The organism is Streptomyces sp. NPDC002884 (assembly GCF_040295245.1).
Taxonomy (GTDB): Bacteria; Actinomycetota; Actinomycetes; order Streptomycetales; family Streptomycetaceae; genus Streptomyces.
This window is the reverse complement of record NZ_JBEOVB010000021.1, coordinates 76,579-99,149: the sequence shown is the minus strand read 5'-3', so window position 1 is coordinate 99,149 and position 22,571 is coordinate 76,579. Positions and strand designations below refer to the sequence as shown.

Annotated in this window: 20 protein-coding genes; 6 read left to right on the top strand and 14 right to left on the bottom strand. The window is 72.7% G+C overall.

Annotation, left to right across the window (positions count from 1 at the left end; translation table 11 throughout):
* Complete coding sequence (locus ABT070_RS31755) at nt 1–1,140, top strand: alkene reductase (RefSeq protein WP_351765638.1); 1,140 nt, start codon at nt 1–3, stop codon at nt 1,138–1,140.
* On the opposite strand, the gene ABT070_RS31750 is transcribed toward ABT070_RS31755, so the two are convergent.
* From ABT070_RS31750 to ABT070_RS31740, 3 genes are all read right to left on the bottom strand, one after another.
* Nucleotides 1,089–2,267: a dipeptidase gene (locus ABT070_RS31750; RefSeq protein ID WP_351765636.1), complete on the bottom strand. Its 1,179-nt coding sequence runs from the start codon at nt 2,265–2,267 to the stop codon at nt 1,089–1,091. The two genes, ABT070_RS31755 and ABT070_RS31750, sit on opposite strands and share 52 nt — an antisense overlap.
* Before the next feature lie 5 nt (nt 2,268–2,272).
* Entirely contained in the window at nt 2,273–2,770 is a 498-nt protein-coding gene (gene purE / locus ABT070_RS31745; RefSeq protein ID WP_351765706.1) for a 5-(carboxyamino)imidazole ribonucleotide mutase, read from the bottom strand.
* Nucleotides 2,771–2,847: 77 nt separating this feature from the next.
* Nucleotides 2,848–4,020: a 5-(carboxyamino)imidazole ribonucleotide synthase gene (locus ABT070_RS31740; protein ID WP_351765634.1), complete on the bottom strand. Its 1,173-nt coding sequence runs from the start codon at nt 4,018–4,020 to the stop codon at nt 2,848–2,850.
* 198 nt (nt 4,021–4,218) lie between these two features.
* Here ABT070_RS31740 and ABT070_RS31735 point away from each other — a divergent pair, with 198 nt between their 5' ends.
* A complete protein-coding gene (locus ABT070_RS31735; protein WP_351765632.1) occupies nt 4,219–4,734 on the top strand; it encodes a GtrA family protein in 516 nt (171 codons plus the stop codon).
* 139 nt (nt 4,735–4,873) lie between these two features.
* Here the strand turns inward: ABT070_RS31735 and ABT070_RS31730 are convergent, their stop codons facing one another.
* Together ABT070_RS31730 and ABT070_RS31725 are read right to left on the bottom strand one after the other, a co-directional pair.
* A complete protein-coding gene (locus tag ABT070_RS31730; RefSeq protein WP_351765630.1) occupies nt 4,874–6,148 on the bottom strand; it encodes a sensor histidine kinase in 1,275 nt (424 codons plus the stop codon).
* A 132-nt stretch (nt 6,149–6,280) separates the two neighbouring features.
* Nucleotides 6,281–6,958 carry a response regulator transcription factor gene (locus ABT070_RS31725; protein ID WP_020128522.1) on the bottom strand — a complete coding sequence of 226 codons (678 nt, stop codon included), beginning with the start codon at nt 6,956–6,958 and terminating at the stop codon, nt 6,281–6,283.
* Between the two features lie 528 nt (nt 6,959–7,486).
* On the opposite strand from ABT070_RS31725, the gene ABT070_RS31720 reads away from it, so the two are divergent.
* The gene (locus tag ABT070_RS31720; RefSeq protein ID WP_351765628.1) at nt 7,487–8,983 is read left to right on the top strand and encodes an oligopeptide:H+ symporter; all 1,497 of its coding nucleotides are present in this window, start codon (nt 7,487–7,489) and stop codon (nt 8,981–8,983) included.
* A gap of 91 nt (nt 8,984–9,074) precedes the next feature.
* On the opposite strand, the gene ABT070_RS31715 is transcribed toward ABT070_RS31720, so the two are convergent.
* The 6 genes from ABT070_RS31715 to ABT070_RS31690 all read right to left on the bottom strand — a co-directional run bounded on the left by ABT070_RS31715 (nt 9,075) and on the right by ABT070_RS31690 (nt 14,635).
* On the bottom strand, nt 9,075–10,334 hold the full coding sequence (locus tag ABT070_RS31715) for a hypothetical protein (RefSeq protein WP_351765705.1): 1,260 nt from the start codon (nt 10,332–10,334) through the stop codon (nt 9,075–9,077).
* A gap of 68 nt (nt 10,335–10,402) precedes the next feature.
* The gene (locus ABT070_RS31710; protein WP_351765626.1) at nt 10,403–11,497 is read right to left on the bottom strand and encodes a hypothetical protein; all 1,095 of its coding nucleotides are present in this window, start codon (nt 11,495–11,497) and stop codon (nt 10,403–10,405) included.
* Nucleotides 11,494–12,324 carry a COG1470 family protein gene (locus tag ABT070_RS31705; RefSeq protein ID WP_351765624.1) on the bottom strand — a complete coding sequence of 277 codons (831 nt, stop codon included), beginning with the start codon at nt 12,322–12,324 and terminating at the stop codon, nt 11,494–11,496. The genes ABT070_RS31710 and ABT070_RS31705 overlap by 4 nt, the downstream gene beginning before the upstream one ends.
* Nucleotides 12,325–12,356: 32 nt before the next feature.
* On the bottom strand, nt 12,357–13,067 hold the full coding sequence (locus ABT070_RS31700) for an LPXTG cell wall anchor domain-containing protein (RefSeq protein ID WP_351765622.1): 711 nt from the start codon (nt 13,065–13,067) through the stop codon (nt 12,357–12,359).
* Between the two features lie 367 nt (nt 13,068–13,434).
* Nucleotides 13,435–14,037 (bottom strand): ATP-binding protein, encoded by a 603-nt coding sequence (locus ABT070_RS31695; RefSeq protein WP_351765620.1) that lies wholly within the window; start codon nt 14,035–14,037, stop codon nt 13,435–13,437.
* 202 nt (nt 14,038–14,239) lie between these two features.
* Complete coding sequence (locus ABT070_RS31690) at nt 14,240–14,635, bottom strand: STAS domain-containing protein (protein WP_351765618.1); 396 nt, start codon at nt 14,633–14,635, stop codon at nt 14,240–14,242.
* Nucleotides 14,636–14,874: 239 nt separating this feature from the next.
* Here ABT070_RS31690 and ABT070_RS31685 point away from each other — a divergent pair, with 239 nt between their 5' ends.
* From ABT070_RS31685 to ABT070_RS31675, 3 genes are all read left to right on the top strand, one after another.
* Nucleotides 14,875–15,810, top strand: a complete 936-nt coding sequence (locus ABT070_RS31685; protein ID WP_351765616.1) for an RNA polymerase sigma factor SigF — start codon at nt 14,875–14,877, stop codon at nt 15,808–15,810.
* A gap of 195 nt (nt 15,811–16,005) precedes the next feature.
* Nucleotides 16,006–17,535, top strand: a complete 1,530-nt coding sequence (locus ABT070_RS31680; protein ID WP_351765614.1) for a ricin-type beta-trefoil lectin domain protein — start codon at nt 16,006–16,008, stop codon at nt 17,533–17,535.
* 211 nt (nt 17,536–17,746) lie between these two features.
* Nucleotides 17,747–18,772 carry a DMT family transporter gene (locus ABT070_RS31675; RefSeq protein ID WP_351765612.1) on the top strand — a complete coding sequence of 342 codons (1,026 nt, stop codon included), beginning with the start codon at nt 17,747–17,749 and terminating at the stop codon, nt 18,770–18,772.
* On the opposite strand, the gene hutI is transcribed toward ABT070_RS31675, so the two are convergent.
* The 3 genes from hutI to ABT070_RS31660 are packed head-to-tail and all read right to left on the bottom strand — an operon-like array spanning nt 18,712 to nt 22,546.
* Nucleotides 18,712–19,935: an imidazolonepropionase gene (gene hutI / locus ABT070_RS31670; protein WP_351765610.1), complete on the bottom strand. Its 1,224-nt coding sequence runs from the start codon at nt 19,933–19,935 to the stop codon at nt 18,712–18,714. The two genes, ABT070_RS31675 and hutI, sit on opposite strands and share 61 nt — an antisense overlap.
* A gap of 38 nt (nt 19,936–19,973) precedes the next feature.
* Nucleotides 19,974–21,347: a formimidoylglutamate deiminase gene (locus tag ABT070_RS31665; protein WP_351765608.1), complete on the bottom strand. Its 1,374-nt coding sequence runs from the start codon at nt 21,345–21,347 to the stop codon at nt 19,974–19,976.
* Nucleotides 21,344–22,546, bottom strand: a complete 1,203-nt coding sequence (locus ABT070_RS31660) for an allantoate amidohydrolase (RefSeq protein WP_451101923.1) — start codon at nt 22,544–22,546, stop codon at nt 21,344–21,346. The genes ABT070_RS31665 and ABT070_RS31660 overlap by 4 nt, the downstream gene beginning before the upstream one ends.
* Nucleotides 22,547–22,571: the final 25 nt, after the last annotated feature.

Genomic DNA, 22,571 nt, shown 5'->3' with positions numbered 1-22,571 from the left:
ATGACACCGACCAAGGACACCCCGTTCCGGCTGGGAGGGCTCGCCCTCCCCCACCGTCTCGTCATGGCCCCCCTGACCCGCAACCGCGCCGCCGCCGACGGCACCCCGGGCGACCTCATGGTCGCCTACTACGCCCAGCGGGCGTCCGCCGGCCTGATCATCGCCGAGGCCGCGACGCCCAACGCGGTCGGACAGACGTATCCGAACATCGCCGCGATCCACCGGCCCGGGCATGTGGCCGGATGGCGGCGGGTGACGGACGCCGTACGGGACGCGGGCGGGCGGATGTTCCTCCAGCTCCAGCACGGGGGGCGGGTGAGTCATCCGGCGACCAGCGGGCTGACGCCCGTCGCCCCCTCCCCCGTCCCGTTGCCGGAGACGATCTTCACGCCGGACGGCCACCGGCCCGCCGTCACACCCCGGGAGATGGGCCCGGACGACATCGACGCCACCGTCGCCGACTTCGCCTCGGCCGCCCGCAACGCGCTCGACGCCGGGTTCGAGGGCGTCGAGGTGCACGCCGCCAACGGCCATCTGCTGCACCAGTTCCTGGCCGGCAACACCAACCACCGCACCGACGCCTACGGCGGCTCGGTCGCCCGGCGGATCCGGTTCGCGGCGGAGGTGGTGGAGGCGGTCGCCGCGGAGATCGGCGCGGAGCGGGTGGGCGTACGGATCTCCCCCGGCGTCACCTTCAACGGCATCGAGGAGGACGACGACGAGACGGCGGAGCTCTACCCGGCGCTCGTCGAGCGGCTGAAGGGCCTCGGGCTCGCGTATCTGCACGTGGTGTACGCCGAGCCGGACGCGCCGCTGTTCCGCCGGATCCGGGCCGAGTGGCCGGGGACGCTCGTCGCCAACCCCGTGCTGACGGAACTCACCACGGACGCCGTCTCCCGCGCGGTCGACCGGCTGCTCGCCGCCGGGGCCGACCTGGTCGCCCTCGGACGGCCGTTCCTGGCCAACCCCGACCTGGTCGCCCGGCTGCGGCAGGGGGCACCGCTGAACCCGCTGCGGGACCGCTACCTGATGTACGTGGGCGGGGCGGTCGGCTACACCGACTACCCCGCCCTGACCGACGGGCCGGCTCAGCCGTCCAGCGACCCGATCGTCGCGTGGGACGGCGACCGGGTCGCCTGAAGGCCGCGGGCCACGTCCTCCGCCGCGCCGAGTACGCGTACCGCGTTCCGCCAGGTCAGCTTGGCGAGGTCCGGCCCGGACCAGCCGCGGTCGAGGAGCTCCGCGATCAGGTTGGGGTAGCCGGAGACGTCGTCGAGGCCGTCGGGGGTGAAGGCGGTGCCGTCGTAGTCGCCGCCGATGCCGAGGTGGTCGATGCCGGCGACCTCGCGCATGTGGTCGAGGTGGTCGGCGACCGTGGCGACGGTGGCGACCGGGCGGGGGTTCGTCTCCTCGAACACCCGGTGGACCTTCATCGCCTCGGCCGTGGTGGCGAGGTGGTGGAAGCCGTTCGCGCGCATGTTGTCGTCGGCGGCCGCGGTCCAGTCGACCGCCGCCTGGAGGACGAACTTCGGCACGAAGGTCACCATCGCCATGCCGCCGTTGGCGGGGAGACGTCCGAGGACGTCGTCCGGGATGTTGCGCGGGTGGTCGCACACCGCCCGTGCGGAGGAGTGCGAGAAGATCACCGGCGCGGACGTCGTGTCGAGCGCGTCCCGCATCGTCGTCGCCGCCACGTGCGAGAGGTCGACCAGCATGCCCTCGCGGTTCATCTCGCGCACGACCTCGCGGCCGAAGGCGGACAGGCCGCCGGCCCTGGGCACGTCGGTCGCGGAGTCGGCCCAGTCCACGTTGTCGTTGTGGGTGAGCGTCATGTAGCGCACGCCGAGCGCGTACAGGCCGCGCAGGGTGCCGAGCGAGTTGGCGATGGAGTGGCCGCCCTCCGCCCCCATGAGCGAGGCGATACGGCCCTCGGCGCGCGCCGCCTCCATGTCGGCGGCCGTCAGCGCGGCGCGCAGGTCCTCCGGGTGGCGGGCGATGAGCCGCCGCACGCAGTCGATCTGCTCCAGCGTCGCCGGGACCGCGTCGGGCAGGTCCGCGCGCACGTACACGGACCAGTACTGCGCGCCGACCCCGCCCGCGCGCAGCCGGGGGATGTCGGTGTGCAGGTGGTCGTGCTGGTCGCCGGAGATGTCGCGGGCGTCGAGGTCGTAGCGGACCTGCTCGCGCAGCGCCCAGGGCAGGTCGTTGTGGCCGTCGACGACAGGGAACTCGCGCAGCAGCTCGCGGGCCGCGTCCAGTGAGGTCATCTCCGTCACTTTCCGAAACCGAAGCCGTTCGAACCCTCGACCTTGGCGCGCAGGCGCTTGCCCTTCTCGGTGGCCTGGTCGTTCAGCTCCTGCTGGAAGTCCCGCATCCGGGCGAGCAGCTCCTCGTCCTGGGTGGCGAGGATGCGGGCGGCCAGCAGCCCGGCGTTGCGGGCGCCGCCCACCGAGACCGTGGCGACCGGGACGCCGGCCGGCATCTGCACGATCGACAGCAGGCTGTCCAGGCCGTCCAGGTACTTCAGGGGCACGGGGACGCCGATCACCGGCAGCGGGGTGACGGAGGCGAGCATGCCGGGGAGGTGGGCGGCGCCGCCGGCGCCCGCGATGATCACCTTGAGCCCGCGCCCGTCCGCCTGCTCGCCGTACGCGATCATCTCGCGCGGCATGCGGTGCGCCGAGACGACGTCGACCTCGTAGGCGATCTCGAACTCGTCGAGGGCCTGAGCGGCGGCCTCCATGACGGGCCAGTCGCTGTCCGAACCCATGACGATGCCGACCGATGGGAAGGGGGGCGCGTCAGCGCTCGTCGAGGGGCGGTGGTCGGGCGACGGGTGGGCAGGGCTCATTCGGTGATCGTGCCTCTCAGGTAACCGGCTGCGTGACGTGCGCGTTCGAGGACGTCGTCCAGGTCGTCGCCGTAGGTGTTGACGTGGCCGACCTTGCGGCCGGGCTTCACGTCCTTGCCGTACATGTGGATCTTCAGCTGGGGGTCGCGGGCCATGCAGTGCAGGTACGCGGAGTACATGTCCGGGTAGTCGCCGCCCAGGACGTTGACCATGACCGTCCACGGGGCGCGCGGGCGCGGGTCGCCGAGGGGGAGGTCGAGGACGGCGCGGACGTGGTTGGCGAACTGCGAGGTGATCGCGCCGTCCATCGACCAGTGGCCGGAGTTGTGCGGGCGCATCGCCAGCTCGTTGACGAGGACACCGGGCGTCCCGTCCTCGTTGCGGATCTCGAAGAGCTCGACCGCGAGGTGGCCGACCACGTCCAGTTCCTTGGCGATCCGCAGCGCCATCTCCTCGGCCCGCAGGGCGAGGGTCCCGTCCAGGCCGGGCGCGGGGGCGATCACCGTGTCGCAGACGCCGCCCACCTGCTGCGACTCGACCACCGGGTACGCGACCGCCTGACCGTGCGGCGAACGGACGACGTTGGCCGCGAGCTCGCGGACGTAGTCGACCTTCTCCTCCGCGAGGACGGGGACGCCGGCCCGGAAGGGGTCCGCGGCCTCCTCGACCGAGCCGACGACCCACACGCCCTTGCCGTCGTAGCCGCCCCGGACGGTCTTGAGGACCACCGGGAAGCCGTCGCCCTCGGCGCCCTCGGCCAGGCCCTCCGCGGCGAACGCGGCGACGTCGGCCGGGTCGGTCACGATCCTGTGCCGGGGGCACGGGACGCCGATCGCGTCGAGCCGCGCGCGCATCACCCCCTTGTCCTGGGCGTGCACCAGCGCGTCGGGGCCCGGGCGGACGGGGATGCCGTCCGCCTCCAGCGCCCTGAGGTGCTCGGTGGGTACGTGCTCGTGATCGAAGGTGATCACGTCACACCCGCGCGCGAACTCGCGGAGCGTGTCGAGGTCGCGATAGTCGCCGATGACGACTTCGCTCACGACCTGCGCCGCGGAATCCAGTGGGGTGTCACTGAGGAGCTTGAATCTGATGCCGAGCGGGATGCCCGCCTCGTGTGTCATACGAGCGAGCTGGCCCCCGCCGACCATGCCGACTACCGGGAACGTCACGACCCCAGGGTATCGGCCACGCCACCGCGGCCGAATTCCGTGCCTCTTACCGGGAACTTTCCCGCCTCATACCGACCGTTTCCCCGCTTCTCCCCTGCTGGTCACCGGCCCGTGAGCCGGACCACAGGAAACCGAGAAGAGTGGTGGTTAGCATGGCTGGGTTGACGAAACCGATCCCGGACGGGGGCCTGTACGACCATGGCGCATGGTTCCTCGGGGCTGAGGAGGGTCGTCCGCGAGCTCGCGAAGTTCGGAGCCGTGGGCGGCGCGGGGCTGCTGGTCAACCTCGGAGTCTTCAATCTCGTCCGGCACCTCACCGACCTTCAGGTGGTGCGGGCCAGTGTCATAGCGACGGTCGTGGCGATCGTCTTCAACTACGTGGGGTTCCGCTACTTCACCTACCGTGACCGCGACAAGAGCGGGCGGACGAAGGAACTGACACTGTTCCTGCTGTTCAGCGCGGTGGGACTGGTGATCGAGAACGGCCTGCTGTTCGCGGCGACCTACGGTTTCGGCTGGGACAGCCCGATCCAGAGCAACGTGTTCAAGTTCGTCGGCATCGGGATCGCGACGCTGTTCCGGTTCTGGTCGTACCGGACGTGGGTCTTCCGGACGCTGCCCGCCAAAGAGGCCGTGGCCGGCGCCGAGTCGTTCCTGACGGTGACCGAGCAGTCCCGGGGGCCCGAGCCGAGGGCGGGACAGCGGGTCGGCTGACCGGCCGGGCGCGGGATCGGCCGGGCACAGGTCCGGCCGCACGCAGGATCGGCCGGAAAAGGCCGTGCCCGAGCGGCTCGCGGGTGCTAACTGATCGCCGGGTGCCACCCGACCGCCGGTGCTACCCGTCCGCCGGTTCCTACCTGACCGTCGGTCCGCCGTCCTCCGCGGTCCGCTTCTGCGGGGCGGTACGGGACAGGAACAGCCCGAAGATCGGGGGCTGGGCCTGGAGCATCTCCAGACGGCCGCCGTCGGCCTCCGCCAGGTCGCGGGCCACCGCGAGACCGATACCCGTGGAGTTGCGGCCGCTGATGGCCCGCTCGAAGATGCGGGCGCCCAGATCGGCGGGGACCCCGGGGCCCTCGTCGGTGACCTCGACCACGGACTGGTTGCCGGTCACACGGGTGCGCAGCGCCACCGTGCCGCCGCCGTGCATGAGGGAGTTCTCGATCAGGGCGGCCAGCACCTGCGCGACCGCGCCGGGCGTGCCCACCGCCCGCAGATTTCGCTTCCCGGAGCTGACGATGGCCCGGCCCACGCCGCGGTAGGCGGGGCGCCACTCGGCGAGCTGCTGCTGGATGACCTCGTCGAGGTCGAAGGTGACCGCCGAGCCGGTGCGGGGGTCCCGGGCGTTGGTCAGGAGGCGTTCGACCACGTCCGTCAGGCGCTCCACCTGCGTCAGGGCGATCGTCGCCTCCTCCTTCACGGTGTCCGGGTCGTCGGTGAGGGTGATCTCCTCCAGCCGCATGGAGAGGGCCGTCAGCGGCGTGCGCAGCTGGTGGGAGGCGTCCGCCGCGAGGCGGCGCTCGGCGGTCAGCATGCGGGCGATGCGCTCGGCGGACGCGTCGAGGACGTCGGCGACCCGGTCCAGCTCGGGGACGGCGTACCGCTTGTGCCGGGGCCGCGGGTCGCCCGAGCCCAGCCGCTCCGCCGTCTCCGCGAGGTCGGTCAGCGGGGAGGCGAGACGGTTGGCCTGGCGGATGGCCAGCAGCACCGCCGCGATCACCGCGAGCAGCGCCACCAGGCCGATGATCAGCAGCGTGCGGCCGACCTCCCGGGTGACCGTGGAGCGCGGCTCCTGGACCAGGATGGTCTCGCCCTCCTCGCCCCGGGCCGACGCCTTGATCACATCGCCCTGGGGCTTGGTGCCGACCTGGATGACCGTCCGGCCGGGGATCCGGATCTCTGCGTAGCGGTCCTGCGTGACCTGGTCGCGCAGTATGTCGGCGGTGACGTTCTCCGAGCCCACCAGCCGGCTGTCGACGATGCTGGCCAGCCGCAGCGCCTCGGAGTCCACCCGCTCCTGGGCGCTGTTGCTGATCGTGCGGGTCTCGACGATGACGAGGGACACCCCGAAGACGGCGATGACGACGAGCACGACGGCGAGGGTGGACTGAATGAGACGGCGACGCACGGAGCCCTCCGGACGGTTACTTCACAAGACCGGTGCGGCGCCCGGCCCAGGGGCGCGGGGAACTGCGCGAGAGGCCCCACGGCCCGCACCCGACGACGCGACGCGCACCGCCGGCCGACCCCAGCGGCGGCGTCAGCTCTTCTCGAAGCGGAACCCGACACCGCGCACGGTGGCGATGTACCGGGGGTTCGCCGCGTCGTCGCCGAGCTTCTTGCGCAGCCAGGAGATGTGCATGTCGAGGGTCTTGGTGGACGACCACCAGGTGGTGTCCCAGACCTCGCGCATCAGCTGGTCGCGGGTGACGACCCGGCCCGCGTCGCGGACGAGGACCCGCAGCAGGTCGAACTCCTTGGCCGTGAGCTGGAGTTCCTCCTCGCCCATCCAGGCGCGGTGCGACTCGACGTCGATGCGCACACCGTGCGTGGCGGGCGGCTGCTGGGGCTCGGACGCGCCGCGCCGCAGCAGGGCCCGGACCCGGGCCAACAGCTCGGCCAGCCGGAAGGGCTTGGTGACGTAGTCGTCGGCGCCCGCGTCCAGGCCCACGACGGTGTCCACCTCGTCGGCGCGCGCGGTCAGGATGAGGATCGGGATGGCGTGGCCCTCCGAGCGCAGTCGCCGGGCCACCTCCAGACCGTCCATGCCGGGCAGCCCGAGGTCGAGCACGACCAGGTCGACGCCGCCCTGCATTCCGGCGTCCAGCGCGGTGGGGCCGTCCTCACGCACCTCGACCTCGTAACCTTCCCGGCGCAGGGCGCGGGCCAGCGGCTCCGAGATGGACGCGTCGTCCTCGGCGAGCAGTACACGGGTCATGAGCTGATGGTAGTCGGCGCCGGGCGGCGGCCGAAGTGTGATCGCCCAGCTGTTTCTTACTCACGGACATGCCGGACAGACGGCATGCCGAGCGGGGACCCGTCCCCCCGTCGATCTTGGTACGGACCTACGGTCGAGGGATGGCATCCTGGGGCACACCTTCAAAACACCGCCCACGGTTCCTTGATCACCTGTGATCCGTGTCTCAAGTCCTTCCATATCAGGCGTTGTGCTGTCGTATGGTGAAGTAACGCCTGTAGCACGCATGGACCTTCGGCGGTCGGACTTGACGCTGAAGGTCTCCTTTGTGTGCGGGCCGGTCCCCGCCGGCCTCGAAAGGAATGACCTGTGGCCGGGCCCCCGACGCGAGGGGGCGTGGATCCCGGTGGTCGCCGTCCGCCGCTCCGAGACCCGGAGCGGACTCCCCCGGGGCGTGGGGGTGGACGACACGGCCCGCCGGTGCCGGCCGCCCCCCACCGGGCGCGCAACGCTCCACTGCGGCGCGCGTCCCGAGCAGCAAGGAACGACATGGCGTCCAGCCTGACGAAGGACTCGGTCCGCCCGGGCACCCCCGGCTCCGGGAAGACCTTCTTCGGCCACCCCCGCGGACTGGCCACTCTCTTCATGACCGAGATGTGGGAGCGTTTCTCCTACTACGGCATGAGGGCACTGCTCCCGCTGTACCTGGTCGCTCCCGGCGGCCTGCACCTCAGCGCGGCGACCGCGACCGCGATCTACTCGGTCTATCTGTCGCTCGTGTACCTGCTCGCCCTGCCCGGCGGCTGGTTCGCGGACCGCGTGCTCGGCCCCCGCAAGACCGTCGCCGTCGCCGGCGCGGTCATCATGCTCGGCCATCTGACCCTCGCGCTGCCGAACGCCGGCACCTTCTACGGGGGCCTCGGCCTGGTGGCCATCGGCTCCGGCCTGCTCAAGGCCAACATCTCGACGATGGTCGGCCACCTCTACGACGGGCCCGACGACCCGCGCCGCGACGGTGGCTTCACGCTCTTCTACATCGGCATCAACCTGGGCGCGTTCGCCGCGCCGCTGATCATCGGCACCATCGGTGAGAACGTCAACTGGCACCTGGGCTTCGCGCTGGCCGCGCTCGGCATGGGCCTGGGCCTCGCCCAGTTCCTGCTCGGCAGCCGCCACCTGAGCTCCCGCTCGGACGTCGTCCCCACGCCGCTGTCCGCACAGGAGAAGGCGGCCACCCTGCGCAAGGCCGCGTTCTGGGCGGCCGTCGCGATCGTCTTCTACGCCGTCGTCGGCGTCTCCGGCGTCTACACGCTGAACTGGCTGCTGGTCCCGATCACCGTCGCCGGTCTGATCATCCCGGTCGTCGTCATCGCCCGGATGAAGCGCGACAAGGAACTGGACCGCGCCGAGCAGTCCCAGCTGACCGCGTACGTCTGGTTCTTCGTCGCCGCGGCCGTGTTCTGGATGATCTACGACCAGGGTGGCTCGACGCTGTCCCTGTTCGCCGACTCCTCGGCGAAGAACAGCGTTCTCGGCTGGGACTTCCCGGTCTCCTGGTACCAGTCGGTCAACCCGGTCCTGATCATGGCGCTGGCCCCGCTCTTCGCCTGGGCCTGGCTGGCCCTGGCCCGGCGCGGCAAGGAGCCGAGCACCGCGACGAAGTTCGCGATGGGACTCGTGCTGGTCGGCGCGTCCTTCTTCCTCTTCCTGGCCCCGCTGTCGATCGCCGAGGGTGGTCACAAGGCGGCCGCGCTGTGGCTGGCGGCGATCTACTTCGTGCAGACCGTCGGCGAGCTGACGCTCTCCCCGGTCGGCCTGTCGGTCACCACGAAGATGGCTCCCGCGAAGTACGCCTCGCAGATGATGGGCGTCTGGTTCCTGGCCGTCACCGCCGGTGACGCCACGACCGGTCTGCTGTCCATCGCCGGCGTCGACCTCAACAAGACGGGCATAGTGGCCCTGGAGGCGGTGCTCGCCGTCATCGCCGGTGTGGCGGTGTGGATGTACCGCAAGAAGGTCAAGGCGCTCATGGGCGACGTCCACTGACGTCCGCTCCCGTGTCTGCCGGAGGGCCGCCGTACCCGCGTGGGTACGGCGGCCCTCCGTCGTTCCTTCGCCGTTCTCGTCGCCGCGCGGCTCAGCTCGCCCTTCTCCTGGGCATGAACGTGAACACCGCGCCGCCCAGCAGGATCGCCGTGCCCGCCACCAGGCCCAGGGCCTTCAGGGTGCCGTGGTCTCCGGAGCCCGTCTCCGCGAGGCCGCCGCCGGTCGACGTGGACCCGCCCGAGGACGACCAGGAGCCGCTGCCGCCGGACGCGCCGCTCGCCTGCTCCGCGGTGTCCAGGGTGAGCGAGACGGCCGTGCTGTCCGGAGTGCAGGTGGTGGTCGTGCCCATGGCCTCGATCGTCAGGACGCCCGGGGAGAGTGTGGACTCACCGGTCGCGCCGGGCTTGTAGACGCCCGTGAGGTCCGGGATCTCGATCGGGTCGTTCTGCGGGATCGGCGCGGAGTTCAGCGGGCCCTCCACCGTCACCGAGCCCTCGTCCGCGCCGCCCAGCACGATCTGCATGGTCGGCTTCACCTTGCCGGCCGGGATGTCGATCGGGCTGTCCATGACCGACTTCTTGAACTGCACGGTGAGGTCGTAACTCCCGCCGTTCTTCTTGGCGTTGATCTGGATCGGCGAGGTCGCCTTCTTCTCGCCGATCGGCGACTGGCAGGTGTAGGGGATGTCGACGACCTTGCCGGTGAAGTCCGTCTGGCCACCGCCGGTCGCGGACGCCGACGGGGAGGTGCTGGGTGTGCCGGACCCGCTCGGCGACGGTGACTGGCTCGCGCTCTCCGAGGGGTCGGGGGACGTACTCGGCGAGCCCGAGCCCGAACCCGAACCGCTCTCCCCCGCGGTCACGGTGATGGTCGCCGCCGGCTGCACGGCCTCCGTCGGGGCGCACTTGGTGTCCGTGGACAGCGCGTTGACGACGTACGCGTCCGGGGTCAGCGTCACCTGTCCGGCCGCCGTCAGTTTCAGCGTGCCCTTCATGTCGGACAGCGTCATCGCACCGCCCTTGGGGATCGCCGGGTTCTCGCGCGGCCCCTGCAGCGCGATGTCGGCGGTCTGCGCGCCGGCCGCCTTCAAGGTGCCGGACGGCTGGACCGAGTTCGCGGGCAGGTCGATGATGTCGGGGTTCTTCGACGCGGCCTGGGTGAACTTCCAGACGACGTCGACGGTGTCGCCGACCTTCGCCGTCGCGGGTGCCGTGATCTCGACCTTGGTGGTGCCGTTGACGTCGGGCAGGCCGATGCCCGCGGGCGGAACGCACTTGGTGGCGTAGGCCACCTCGGCGGCCTGCGCCTGCCCGGCGCTCACGCCCAGCAGGACGGCCGCCCCGGTGATCAGGACGGCGGCGCCCGCCGCTGCCGCTCTCTTCCGCGCGGGCGCACGGTCAGGTGATACGGCTCTCTCACTCACGTGGATCCCTTCCTGCCGGGAGTCGTGGGAGTCGTGGGACTCGTCGGATGGTCTTCGTGCGGTGCGGAGAGCCGGCCCGCCGGGCCCGGACCGGTGTCCGGGGTGAACCACGGCAGGGTCGCGTTCGGGGTGGGGGGTGCGGGCTTCGGGAGTGTGACCGCCGTCCTGCGTCTGCGTCCGTGCCCCGGGAGGTGCGCGGGCCGTCGGACGGCGTGGCGCGGGCGCACCCGGTCCACCACCGCCATCCCGATGCGGAAGACCGCCGCCGGCACCACCAGGCAGAGCAGGATCCAGAACAGGGTCACCCCCCAGGGGCGGCCCACCCCCCACGGCTGTTCGGCGAGGACCTTCCCGCCGTACTTCAGGGAGACGGTGTAGTCCCCGTGGGCGCCCGCGGTGAGTTCGACGGGCAGTTCGACACGGGCCTTCTCGCCGGGGCGGAGCGTGCCGTGCCACTGCCGCTCGTCCCACTGCGGGGAGAACACCCCGTGGGCGGTGCCGACCTGGAAGACGGGGTTCTCGACGGCCGCGGTGCCCACGTTGCCGACGGTGAAGGCGAGGGTGCGGGAGGGCGGCGCGCCGAACCAGGTCAGCAGACCGCCGGAGCCGTCGAGCCGGGTGTCGGTGAGCACGGAGAGGCGTCCGCCCGTCGTCTGCGCGGGAAGCGGTTCGACCGGGTGTCCGGCCACCTGGAACACCGCGTCGGCCTGCGCCTTCGCTCCGGTCGCGGTGGCCACGTGCACCACGCAGGGGCACGGCACCGGCGGTTCGGTCACCGGCAGCGCCCGGCTGAAGCGGCCGTCGGCGTCGGTGGTGACGGCGCGTCCGTCGGCGTTGGCACAGGAGTTGGTGCCGCCGACCACGCCCCGGGAGGGTGTCGCCTGCCCGCAGACCAGCAGCATCAGCAGCGTGCGCGACCGCCAGCCGGTACCGCTGACGGTGATCGAACCACCCGTCCCCGCCTGCGACGCCGAGAGGATGACGGCCGGTCCGCCCTCCGCGGCGACGGCCGTGCCGGCCGCCGGCAGCGAGAGCGGGAGCAGCAGGAGCAGGGCCGGCAGCAGCGCCAGGATCCGGGGGGTGCCTCTCATGCCGGTACTCCCTTCGCCGCGGACCGGGCCGCGGCCGTCCGGCGTCCGCGTCGCCGTACGGCCACCGCGGCCGCCGCGACCGACAGCGCGCCGGCCGCCGTGGCCGCCGCCGTGCCCCACGGCACGAACCGCGCCGACGCCCGCCCGGTGGCCCGCGCCGCGCCCGGCGCGGTCACGGTGAGGCGGACGGTGACGGCGTCCAGGGCCGGGCGGTCGGGCCACGGTTCGTCGAGCGCGAGGCGGCGGCCCGGGGGCAGCCGGACGGGCAGGGTGCGCGGGGCGCGGTCCAGGACGGCGCCGAGGACGCCGTCCGCGTGCACGGCGAGCCGTGGGACGAGCGCCGTGGTGCCGCGGTTGACCAGCTCGTACACGATGCGGTCGCCGCGCACGGCCACGTGCTCGACGGTCAGCGCGGCCAGCTCCGGGCCGCCGACCCGGATCAGCAGCCGGACGGTGGACTCCCGGCCGGCGGCATCCCGTACGAGGAGCTCGCCGGCGCGGTCGCCGGGCGGCGCGTCCGCCGGGACCGTCACCGTGAAGGGCACCTCGGCGCGGGTGCGGGCGGGGACGCCGAGAGCCGGTTCGGCGAAGGCGACCCGAAGGCCGTCGCCGGTGGCGCGCAGCCGTACGGTGAGCGGCTGCGTGCCCCGGTTGGTCACGGCGAGCGTGTCCCGGAGCACCGCCCCGGGCGTGCCCTCCGCGTAGAAGGACGGCCGTCCCCCACCGGAGGGCGCGACCGACCAGCCGCCGGAGGCGGCCGGGGTGGTCGCGAGCAGCAGCGGCAGCGGCAGGGTGAGCAGCAGGGCACGGGCGGCGGCGTACGGCATCGGCGGCTCCAGCACTCGTACGAGGGGGACGGTCAGCGGTGGACGCGTGCCGTCCGGCCCCGCCGGGTCAGCCACAGGGTGCCGGCCGCGCCCGCCAGCAGCACCGTGCCGCCGAGGGTGCCGAGGGCGATGGCCGAGTCCTCGGGGCCGGTCTGCGGAAGGTCGCCGCCGGAACCGCCGCCGCTCGTGGTGCCGCCGCTCGTGGTGCCGCCGCTCGTGGTGCTCCCGCCGCCCGACGCGGTCACGTCGAGGGTCAGCGAGGGGCCGGCGTTGTTGGCGGGCGTGCAGGTGGTGGTCGTACCGAGCGCCTTGATGGTGAGCACGCCGGCCGTGAAGGTGACCTTGCCGGTCTTCTTCGGGGTGTACGTGCCGCTCAGGTCGTTGATCTTGATGGGGGTGTTCTCGGGGATCGCGGCCTGGTTGGCGGGGCCGGTGACCTCGAGGGTGCCGCTGTCGGCGCCGCCCAGCTTGATCGTGGCGCTCGGCTTCATGGAGCCCGCGCCGAGTTCCACGGGGCTGGAGGAGACGCCCTTCTGCCAGGACATGGTGATCTTGTAGCTGCTGCCGCTCCTGACGCCCTTGATGTCGATGGGCGATACGGCGCTCTTGTCGCCGATGGGCGTCTTGCAGGCGTAGTTGACGTTCACGACCTCGGCCATGGCCGCGGGGGCGGCCATCCACACCGCCGAGCCGGCCAGGGCCGCGGCAGTCGCGAGCGCGGCGGTTCGTTTCCGGTTCGACACGGTCCCGTCCCCTCACTCCCACCGCCCCGCCCTTACTGACGAGGCATCAGATTGAGCCGTCAAGGTACGCCCGGGGCGATGAGGAGGGAAGAGAACGTACGCGCCGGAGTTGTGGCGATCCGGCGCGCGGGTTCAGGGGGTTTCGAGGACGTACGGAACCGCCGGCGCCGAGTCGTTCCTGACGGCGACCGTGCTTTCGGGACGCCGACGCCACTTCAGAAAGGCCGGTCCCGCTCTTCCGTTACCTCCCCCGGGACAGCGGGACACCGGGGCCCGGTCCAACCCGAAGTGGGCCCGGTCGGCCAAGAGCGGGTCCGGGAAGGGAAAGGGGCCCGGGAGGAGCGGAAGGTTCCCGGGCCTCGAACGGTCAGGCCGGGGCGCCCAGTTCCGCCCAGACCGTCTTGCCCGTGACGTCCGGGGTCCGTACGACGCCCCAGTCCAGGCAGAGACGCTGGACGATGAACATGCCGTGGCCGCCGGGGCGGCCCGCGCGGTGCGGGGTGCGGGGGGCCGGCTGACCCGCGCCGCGGTCCGAGACCTCGACACGGATCACCTTGTTGTCACAGGTGAGGACCATCCCGTCCGGCCCCTCGGCGTGCAGGCACGCGTTGGTGACCAGCTCGGAGACGACCAGCAGCACGTCCTCCGCGGCGGCCCGCCGGTCGGCGGTGTCCGCGGGCAGCCAGGCCCACGCGTAGAGCGCCTGGCGGGCGAAGTCGCGGGCGAGCGGGACGACCCCACTGGCGTCGTCGAAGCTCAGCCGGCGTACCTGGCGGCCGCCCGGCGAGCCGGACGTCACGGTCGCCGCGCCCTCCTCGGACGTCACGGTCGCCGCGCCCTCCTCGGACACCGCGGTCGCCGCGCCCTCCTCGGACACCGCGGCTCCAGGCGCGCGCCCCTCGGACGCCCCAGGAGCGTCGTCGGGCTCCGGGCCGCGGTCGCCCGGCGAACAAGGCCGGGTGGTGCTCATCAGCGCTTCACCTCACCGATTCCCCGATTCACCGGTTCACCATTCACAGGTCGGATCACTACAAGTCCGTACGCGGACGGACGGCGTTCGCGTCGGCGTCGCCGCCGACATGTTCGGGCTCAGGATGTCTCCTGCCCGAGAGAGCCGCCGGAACACCCCCCGTTCGCGTCCGTTCGCACCCGTTACCGGCGGACGGCGAAGCTCAGCCGTCCGCGTCACGCTCGTCGTGCCCGTCGCTCAGGGCCGCCTCGACCGTAGCGTGCACGGTGAACACCGCGTCCGCGCCGGTGATCTCGAAGACCCGCGCCACCACGGGCAGCATGCCCGCCAGATGGACTCCGCCGCCGGCCGCCTCCGCCTTCAGGCGGGCGCCGAGCAGCACGTTGAGCCCGGTGGAGTCGCAGAACTCCAGACGCGTGCAGTCCACCACGAGGCGACTGGTCCCCTTGGAGAGGCAGTCCTCGAGTGGCTCACGCAACAGATCGGCGGTGTGGTGATCCAACTCACCCGCCGGGGTCACCACGGCGCTGGAGCCCTCTTGCCGCACCTCGACCAGAAGCCGGCCAGACTGTGCGCTGCCGACCGTCCCGCGGTCCATGCCGTCTCTTCTCCTGGGGTCGTTGACTGCTTGCTGACGCCCTCGCACCCTACGCCTTCGGCCCGCACCTCAACACCCGAACAATCACACACAAACGGACATAGTGGGACAAAATGCACTTGCGGCGGGGCAAGTAAAGCGGGTAGGGCTAGGAGAAGCACGTAACCGACACGGCCGGCTTTGGAGGCGCCGCACACCGCAGTGCACTCAACGGCTTCGGCGGCCATACGCCGAGAACGATGGAGGACATCATGTCACCCCGGCTCGACGCACCGCCTACCCGCGGAGCGACGTCGACACCCCCTCCGGAACAAGAACATCTGGAACCCATCGCGCAGGACGCGGCACCGGACGTCGACCCCACCGACGCCCTCGCCGGACTTCCGGAGATCCCCCCGTACGACGAGGTCGGAGCCGTCGACGCACGGGCCCTGTCCAAGACCCTGTTCGCGCGGCTCGAGTCCCTCGAGGAGGGCACGTACGAGTACTCGTACGTGCGCAACACCCTCGTCGAGCTGAACCTCGCCCTGGTCAAGTTCGCCGCCTCCCGGTTCCGCTCCCGCAGTGAGCCGATGGAGGACATCATCCAGGTCGGCACCATCGGCCTGATCAAGGCGATCGACCGCTTCGAGCTGTCGCGCGGCGTCGAGTTCCCGACCTTCGCGATGCCAACCATCATCGGCGAGATCAAGCGCTTTTTCCGCGACACGTCCTGGTCGGTGCGCGTCCCGCGCCGGCTTCAGGAGCTCCGGCTCGACCTGGCCAAGGCGGGCGACGAACTGGCCCAGAAGCTCGACCGGGCGCCCACCGTCGTGGAGCTGGCCGAGCGTCTCGGCATCTCCAACGAGGAGGTCGTCGAGGGCATGGCCGCGTCCAACGCGTACACGGCCTCGTCGCTGGACGCGCAGCCGGAGGAGGACGACTCGGAAGGCGCCCTCGCCGACCGCATCGGCTACGAGGACCACGGACTCGAAGGCATCGAGTACGTGGAGTCGCTGAAGCCGCTGATCGCCGAACTCCCGGCCCGCGACCGGCAGATCCTGTCCCTCCGTTTCGTCGCCGGTCTGACCCAGTCGGAGATCGGCGAGGAGCTCGGCATCTCGCAGATGCACGTGTCGCGACTGCTGTCGCGGACCCTGGTGCGGCTGCGCAAGGGGCTGACGGTCGAGGAGTGACCCGTCCCGTCCGTGTCCGGGTGCTCTCCCGGACACGGACGCCGGTGTCACCCCGGCCGCCCGCTTGCGCCCCCTCTTGTTACCCCCGGAAACCTCCCCACGGAACCCCCTGGGCCACTAGGGTCACCTCCACCACAGACTGACCGGTACGTCAGCAACCGGACGCACGGCACGTCCGGCGAGGAGGCGACCCCCATGGCCCGTGCCGACGGCGACGGTGACCGCGACGACCTGAGCGCCGAAGGTTCCGACGCGTACCTCACCGACCGGCTCCGCGCCGCCCCCGCCACCGCGTACCCGGCGCTGCGCGCACTGCGCGCCCGCCACCACCCGGCCGTCCTGGCCTACGCCCGCCGCTGCACGACCGGCGAACCGGCGGCGCGGCGTCTCGCGGCCGAGGCGTTCACCCTCGCCGCCCGGGAGACGGCCCGCGGCAACGACCCCGGCGGGTCCTGGCGGCACCGACTCCTGCTGCTGGCCGGGCAGGTGGCCGCCCACTGGGCCCTCGACGACCGGGCCGGCGGCCTGGACGCGGGACTGCTGCTCGTCCTCAACACGGCCGGCCCCGGCGGCCCGGTGCCGCCCCTGCTCGCCGCGTTCCGTTCCGTGCCCTCCCGCACGCAGGGCCTCGTCTGGTACGGCGTCGTGGAACGCGAGCCCGCCGAACGGACGGCCGCGCTGCTCGGCCTGACCCCCGAGGACGTCACGTACGGCACGGGCCCCGCCCTCCACCTTCTGGCCCAGGCCTGCCTCCGGCACCGGCTCGCCGCCTCCGACGACCCGCGCTGCGGGGACTTCCGCCGGCTGATCGAGCAGTCCGTACGTCCGGACGGCCCGCGGCACAGCCCCGACCTCGAAGCCCACATGGCGCACTGCCCGCACTGCGCGACCGCCCACGAGGAGCAGCGCGCGCTGCGCGACGATCCTCGCGGGGTGCTGGCGGAGGGGTTGCTGGTGTGGGGCGGGTCGGCGTACGTGAGGGACGACCGGCAGCCGTCCGGCGGCCGGGGACCGGCGGCCCCGAGACGACCGTCGCGGCGGGTGGCGCTGGCCTCGGCCGCGCTGGGGGTGGCGGTGGTACCGCTGGCGGTGGCCCTGCTGCTGACCTCGGGGGACTCGGGGGACTCGGGGGACTCCCGGGATGCGGCGGGCGCGGTCGTCACCGGCCCGTCGGCGCTCCCGCCGGTGACCGTGACGGCGACGGTCTCCGCGCCGCCCGCCTCCGCCCCCGGCTCCCCCTCGCCTTCCCCGACGCCGAGTTCGTCCCCCTCCCGCACGAGCACCCCGCCGAAGCCGAAGCCCACGCCTTCACCGACCCGCGCGCCCGGCGGGACGTACGCCCAGGTCGTGAACGCGGCCACCGGGCGCTGTCTGGAGGTGGCGGGCGACTTCGACAACGGCACGGACGTGGTCACGGTCCCGTGTACCGCCTCGCCCAGCCAGCGGTGGCGGGTGGACACGGCGCGCGGGGTGCTCCAGTCGTACGCCGACCAGGACTTCTGCCTGGACAGCAGGGGATCCGTGGAGAAGGGCGTGGGAGTGTGGGAGTGCGCCTCGGTGGAAGGCGATCACGGGGCGAACCTGCGGTTCACCGTGGACGGCGACGGGACCGTCCGCCCGGAGATCGCGATCCTGACGGCGTTGACGGCGGACGCGGGCGGCGGGGTGTCCCTGGAGCCGCTGGACGAGGACGGCGACCAGCTGTGGCGGGCGGGGGCGGCCTGAGCACAGGACACGGTGCCCGGTGCCTGGCGGTGTCCGCGTCTGCTGCCTCGTACCTGGTGTCCGCGTCTGCTGCCTCGTACCTGGTGTCCGGTGTCCGGTGTCCTCATGGTGGAAACCCACTGGCCGGATTCCCGCCGGTGACTACTCTGGCTCAGCCCTCTGACCAGCAGAGCCGCTGGGCCAGCCACGTCATCTGCTCATGAGGAGCCCCATGCCCGACTCCCCTGCCTCGGCCTCACCTGCCTCATCTGCCTCCCCCGCCGCGCCTGCCGGTCCCTCCGCGCTCGGGCGGCTCGCCGATGTTCCCGTCCTGCTCGTCGCCGTCGTCTGGGGCTCCAGCTATCTCGCCGCCAAGGGCGTCACCACGGCGGACACCGTGCCGGCCGTGCTGGTGCTGCGGTTCGCCGTGGTGCTGCCGGTGCTGGTGGTCGTGGGGTGGCGGCGGCTGCGCGCGCTGAGCGGGCCGCAGTGGCGCGGGGCCGGGATCCTGGGGCTGATCCTGGCCGGGATCTTCCTGCTGGAGACCTACGGTGTGGTGCACACCTCCGCGACCAACGCCGGGCTGATCATCAGTCTGACCATGGTGTTCACGCCGCTCGCGGAGAGCCGGGTGCGCGGGGTGCGGCTGCCGGGGGCGTTCCTGGCGGCGGCGGGGCTCTCGGTGCTCGGCGTGGCGCTGCTGACGCAGGGCGCCGGATTCACCGCTCCGTCCGGGGGCGATCTGCTGATGCTGGGGGCCGCTGTCGCCCGTACCGTGCACGTGCTGGCCATGGCACGCATGGACTCGGTGCGCGGCGCCGACGCGCTGTCGCTGACGACGGTCCAACTGGGCTCCGCGGTCGCCGTGTTCGCGGTGCTGGTGGCGCTTCCGGGGGCGGGCGCCTCGCCGTGGGCGGCCGCGGCGGACTTCGACGGCGGCGACTGGCTGGGGCTGGTCTACCTCTCCGTGTTCTGCACGCTGTTCGCGTTCTTCGTCCAGATGTGGGCGGTCCGCCGTACCTCGCCGTCCCGGGTCAGCCTGCTGCTGGGCACCGAGCCGGTGTGGGCGGCGGCCGTGGGCATCGCGCTGGCCGGCGACCGGCCGGGGTGGCTCGGCTTCGTGGGCGCGGTGCTCGTGCTCCTCGGCACCGGATGGGGCCGGTCGGTGGCGGACCGGGGGCCGAAGGCGGCTCCGGATCAGACGACCCGTACGCCGCGCCGCCACACCCCCGAGACGAGCGGCACGCCGGGCCGGTAGGCCAGGTGGACATGGCTCGGGGCGTCCAGAAGGGTCAGGTCGGCACGGGCGCCGGGGCTCACGCGTCCCACGTCCGTGCGGCGCAGGGCCGCGGCGCCGCCCGCCGTCGCCGACCACACCGCCTCGTCCGGTGTCATCCCCATGTCCCGCACCGCGAGCGCGATGCAGAACGGCACGGACGAGGTGAACGACGAGCCGGGGTTGCAGTCCGTGGAGAGGGCGACGGTGACGCCCGCGTCCAGCAGCCGGCGGGCGTTCGGCCATTCCGCCCGGGTGGAGAACTCGGCGCCGGGCAGCAGCGTGGCCACCGTGGCGCCGCTCGCGAGGGCGTCCACGTCCGCGTCCGTGAGGTGGGTGCAGTGGTCGGCGCTGGCCGCGTCCAGTTCGACCGCCAGCTGTACGCCGGGCCCGTAGGAGAGCTGGTTGGCGTGGATGCGGGGGTGCAGTCCCTTCGCCCTGCCCGCGGTGAGGATCGCGCGGGCCTGGTCGCCGTCGAACGCGCCCTTCTCGCAGAAGACGTCGATCCAGCGGGCGTGCGGGGCGCAGGCGTCGAGCATCTCGCCGGTGACGAGGGCCACGTAACCGGCCGGGTCGTCGGCGTAGTCGGGGGAGACGATGTGCGCGCCGAGGTAGGTGACCTCGTCGGTGTGGGCGGCGGCGAGGCGCAGGGCGCGGGCCTCGTCGGCGACCGTCAGGCCGTAGCCCGACTTGGTCTCGAAGGTCGTGGTGCCCTGGCGGAGGGCCTCGGAGAGGAAACGGGTGAGGTTCGCCTCGAGTTCCTCGTCGGTGGCCGCCCGGGTGGCCGCCACCGTCGTGCGGATGCCGCCCGCCGTGTAACCGCGGCCCGACATCCGGGCGTTGAACTCCTCGGTGCGGTCGCCCGCGAAGACCAGGTGGGAGTGGGAGTCGACGAAGCCCGGGAGGACCGCCCGGCCGCCGGCGTCGACCCGGTTGTCAGTGGCGGGTGCTTTGCTTGATTCACCGGTCCACACGACGCGGTCGCCCTCGATGACGACGGCCGCGTCCCGGACCAGACCCAGCGGGGAGCCTCCCCCGCTCTCGAATTTGCTCGACCGGGGGGATCCGCCTCCGAGGGAGGGATCGTTGGTGACCAGCGTGGCGATGTTCGTGATGACGGTGGTCGTGCCGGTGCTGCTGCTCATCGTCGTGTCCTCGTGGGGGCGGGGGCCGGTGGTGGTCGCTAGGCGTGCAGGGCTGCCACGGCCCGCGCGAGGGCCTGCGGCACATCCGGTACGAGCGTGTGCGCCCCGTCGCGTACGACGTGACGCCCGGCGACGACCGTGTGCCGTACGTCCGCCGCGGTCGCCGCGAATACGGCCGTCTCGGCGCCGAGCCTGGGCACCGGGCCCGCCGTCCTGACCGAGTCGAGCGCGATCGTCGTGAAGTCGGCGGCCGCGCCGGCCTCCAGGGTGCCCGCGTCCGGGTTGCCGAGGGCCGCGTGGCCGTCGGCGGAGGCGGCGCGCAGCAGGGCGGCGGCCGTCCAGTGACCCCGGGTGCGGGTGCGCAGCCGCTCGTTCAGCTCCATCGCGCGGGCCTCTTCGAGCAGGTCGATGACGGCGTGGCTGTCGGAGCCGAGGGAGAGCGGCGAGCCCGCGGCCTGGAGGGCGACGGCCGGGCCGATGCCGTCGGCGAGGTCCCGTTCGGTCGTCGGGCACATGCAGGTGCCGGTGGAGGAGCGGCCGAGGAGGGCGATGTCCTCGTCGGTGAGATGGGTGTTGTGGACGCCGGTGGTGCGCGGCCCGAGGACGCCGTGCTCGGCGAGGAGCTGGGTGGGCGTGCGGCCGTGGGCCGCGCGGCAGGCGTCGTTCTCGGCGGTCTGCTCGGACAGGTGCACATGCAGCGGCGCCCGGCGCTCCTCGGCCCAGCGCGCCACGGTCGCCAGTTGCCGGGCGGGCACGGCCCGTACGGAGTGGATCGCCGCCCCGATCCTCGCGTGATCCCGTTCCTTGAGAAGTGAACAGCGTTCGGCCCAGGCGTCCGCGTCGCCGTCGGAGAAGCGGAGCTGGTGGGCGTTGGGGGGCTGTCCGAAGCCGGCGGACAGGTAGGCGGTGTCGAGGAGGGTGATCCGGACACCGGCGTCGGCGGCGGCCTCGATCAGGGCCTCGCCCATGGCGTTGGGGTCCGCGTAGGGGGTGCCGCCGGGGGCGTGGTGCAGGTAGTGGAACTCGCCGACGGCCGTGATGCCGGCCAGCGCCATCTCGGCGTACACGGCGCGGGCCAGCTGGTGATAGGTCTCCGGGGTGAGCCGGTCGGCGACCGAGTACATGACCTCGCGCCAGGTCCAGAAGGTGCCGGAGCCGACCTGGACGGTGCCGCGCAGGGCACGGTGGAAAGCGTGGCTGTGGGCGTTCGCCAGGCCGGGGAGGGTGAGGCCGCGCAGGATCTCGGCGCCGGGCGGCGGGGTGTCGACGCCCGTGCGGACGGCGGTGATCCGGCCGCCCGGACCCGCGGCGGAGCCGCTGGTCGACACCGTGAGGGCGACGCCCGGCTCGACGTTCGTGTCGAGCCAGGCGTGCTCCAGCCAGTACGTCCGTGTCCGCTGCGTGGGGGTCACCGGCAGGCCAGTCCTTCCAGTACGTCGGCGAGGGCGTGCACCCCGGCCACGCAGTCGTCCTCGGCGGCGAACTCGGCCGGGGAGTGCGAGACACCCGTGGGGTTGCGCACGAACAGCATGGCGGTCGGGATGGTCCCGGAGAGGATTCCGGCGTCGTGTCCGGCGCCGGTGCCCAGGACCGGGACCTTGAGGTCCGTGTCGCTGCCGAGGATGCGGGCGAGTTCGTCGCGCAGGGCGTGGTCGAACTCGACGACCGGCGTGAACGACTCACGGACGACGTCCAGGTCGATGCCGTGGCTCTCGGCGTACTCGCGGGCGGCCTTCTCCACACCGCCGACCACGGTGTCGAGGGCGGCCTGGTCGGCGGCCCGGGAGTCGAGCCAGCCGCGCACCAGGGAGGGGATGGCGTTGACGCCGTTCGGCTCGACGGAGATCTTGCCGAACGTGGCGACGGCGCCCGCGAGCCGGGCCTCGCGGCGGGCGGCCAGCACGGTCTCGGCGTACGGCAGCATCGGGTCGCGCCGGTCCACGAGGCGGGTGGTGCCGGCGTGGTTGGCCTCGCCCCGGAAGTCGAACCGCCAGCGTCCGTGCGGCCAGATGGCGCTGGCCAGGCCGACCCGGTCCCCGCTCAGGTCGAGGGCGCGCCCCTGCTCCACGTGCAGCTCCACGAAGGCGCCGATACGGGCGAGCCGCTCCGGGTCCGCGCCGATGGCGTCGGGGTCGTGACCGGCGGCCTCCATGGCCTGCGGGAGGCTGATCCCGTCGCCGTCGGTGAGCCGGTGGGCCTGCTCCGGGGTGAGCCGGCCCGCGGTGAGCCGGGAGCCGACGCAGGCGAGGCCGAAGCGGGCGCCCTCCTCGTCACCGAAGTTGACGAGGGCGAGCGGCTTGGTGAACGTGACGTCCCGGGCGCGGAGTTCGTCGAGGGCGGCGAAGGAGGACACCACGCCCAGGGGCCCGTCGAAGGCGCCGCCGTCCGGCACCGAGTCGAGATGCGACCCGGTGACGACGGCGTCGCCGGCCGTCGGGTCCCCGAGCCACGCCCACTGGTTGCCGTTGCGGTCGACCTCGTACGTCAGGCCGCGTGTCTCGGCCTGGTCCCTGAACCAGGCCCGGCAGTCGGTGTCGGCGGCGGTCCAGGCGTAGCGGCGGTAGCCGCGGGATGCGGGGTGCCGGCCGATGGGCGCCAGGTCACGCCACATCTCCTGGAAGGACGCACGGGCCGCT

What these genes read in the sequence shown, in the direction of transcription:
- ABT070_RS31660 (WP_451101923.1), bottom strand. Translation starts at nt 22,546, where the DNA reads ATGTGGCGTGACCTGGCGCCCATCGGCCGGCACCCCGCATCCCGCGGC.
- purE (WP_351765706.1), bottom strand. Translation starts at nt 2,770, where the DNA reads ATGGGTTCGGACAGCGACTGGCCCGTCATGGAGGCCGCCGCTCAGGCC.
- hutI (WP_351765610.1), bottom strand. Translation starts at nt 19,935, where the DNA reads ATGAGCAGCAGCACCGGCACGACCACCGTCATCACGAACATCGCCACG.
- ABT070_RS31750 (WP_351765636.1), bottom strand. Translation starts at nt 2,267, where the DNA reads ATGACCTCACTGGACGCGGCCCGCGAGCTGCTGCGCGAGTTCCCTGTC.
- ABT070_RS31725 (WP_020128522.1), bottom strand. Translation starts at nt 6,958, where the DNA reads ATGACCCGTGTACTGCTCGCCGAGGACGACGCGTCCATCTCGGAGCCG.
- ABT070_RS31735 (WP_351765632.1), top strand. Translation starts at nt 4,219, where the DNA reads ATGGCGCATGGTTCCTCGGGGCTGAGGAGGGTCGTCCGCGAGCTCGCG.
- ABT070_RS31720 (WP_351765628.1), top strand. Translation starts at nt 7,487, where the DNA reads ATGGCGTCCAGCCTGACGAAGGACTCGGTCCGCCCGGGCACCCCCGGC.
- ABT070_RS31690 (WP_351765618.1), bottom strand. Translation starts at nt 14,635, where the DNA reads ATGGACCGCGGGACGGTCGGCAGCGCACAGTCTGGCCGGCTTCTGGTC.
- ABT070_RS31755 (WP_351765638.1), top strand. Translation starts at nt 1, where the DNA reads ATGACACCGACCAAGGACACCCCGTTCCGGCTGGGAGGGCTCGCCCTC.
- ABT070_RS31685 (WP_351765616.1), top strand. Translation starts at nt 14,875, where the DNA reads ATGGAGGACATCATGTCACCCCGGCTCGACGCACCGCCTACCCGCGGA.
- ABT070_RS31705 (WP_351765624.1), bottom strand. Translation starts at nt 12,324, where the DNA reads ATGCCGTACGCCGCCGCCCGTGCCCTGCTGCTCACCCTGCCGCTGCCG.
- ABT070_RS31710 (WP_351765626.1), bottom strand. Translation starts at nt 11,497, where the DNA reads ATGAGAGGCACCCCCCGGATCCTGGCGCTGCTGCCGGCCCTGCTCCTG.
- ABT070_RS31695 (WP_351765620.1), bottom strand. Translation starts at nt 14,037, where the DNA reads ATGAGCACCACCCGGCCTTGTTCGCCGGGCGACCGCGGCCCGGAGCCC.
- ABT070_RS31675 (WP_351765612.1), top strand. Translation starts at nt 17,747, where the DNA reads ATGCCCGACTCCCCTGCCTCGGCCTCACCTGCCTCATCTGCCTCCCCC.
- ABT070_RS31680 (WP_351765614.1), top strand. Translation starts at nt 16,006, where the DNA reads ATGGCCCGTGCCGACGGCGACGGTGACCGCGACGACCTGAGCGCCGAA.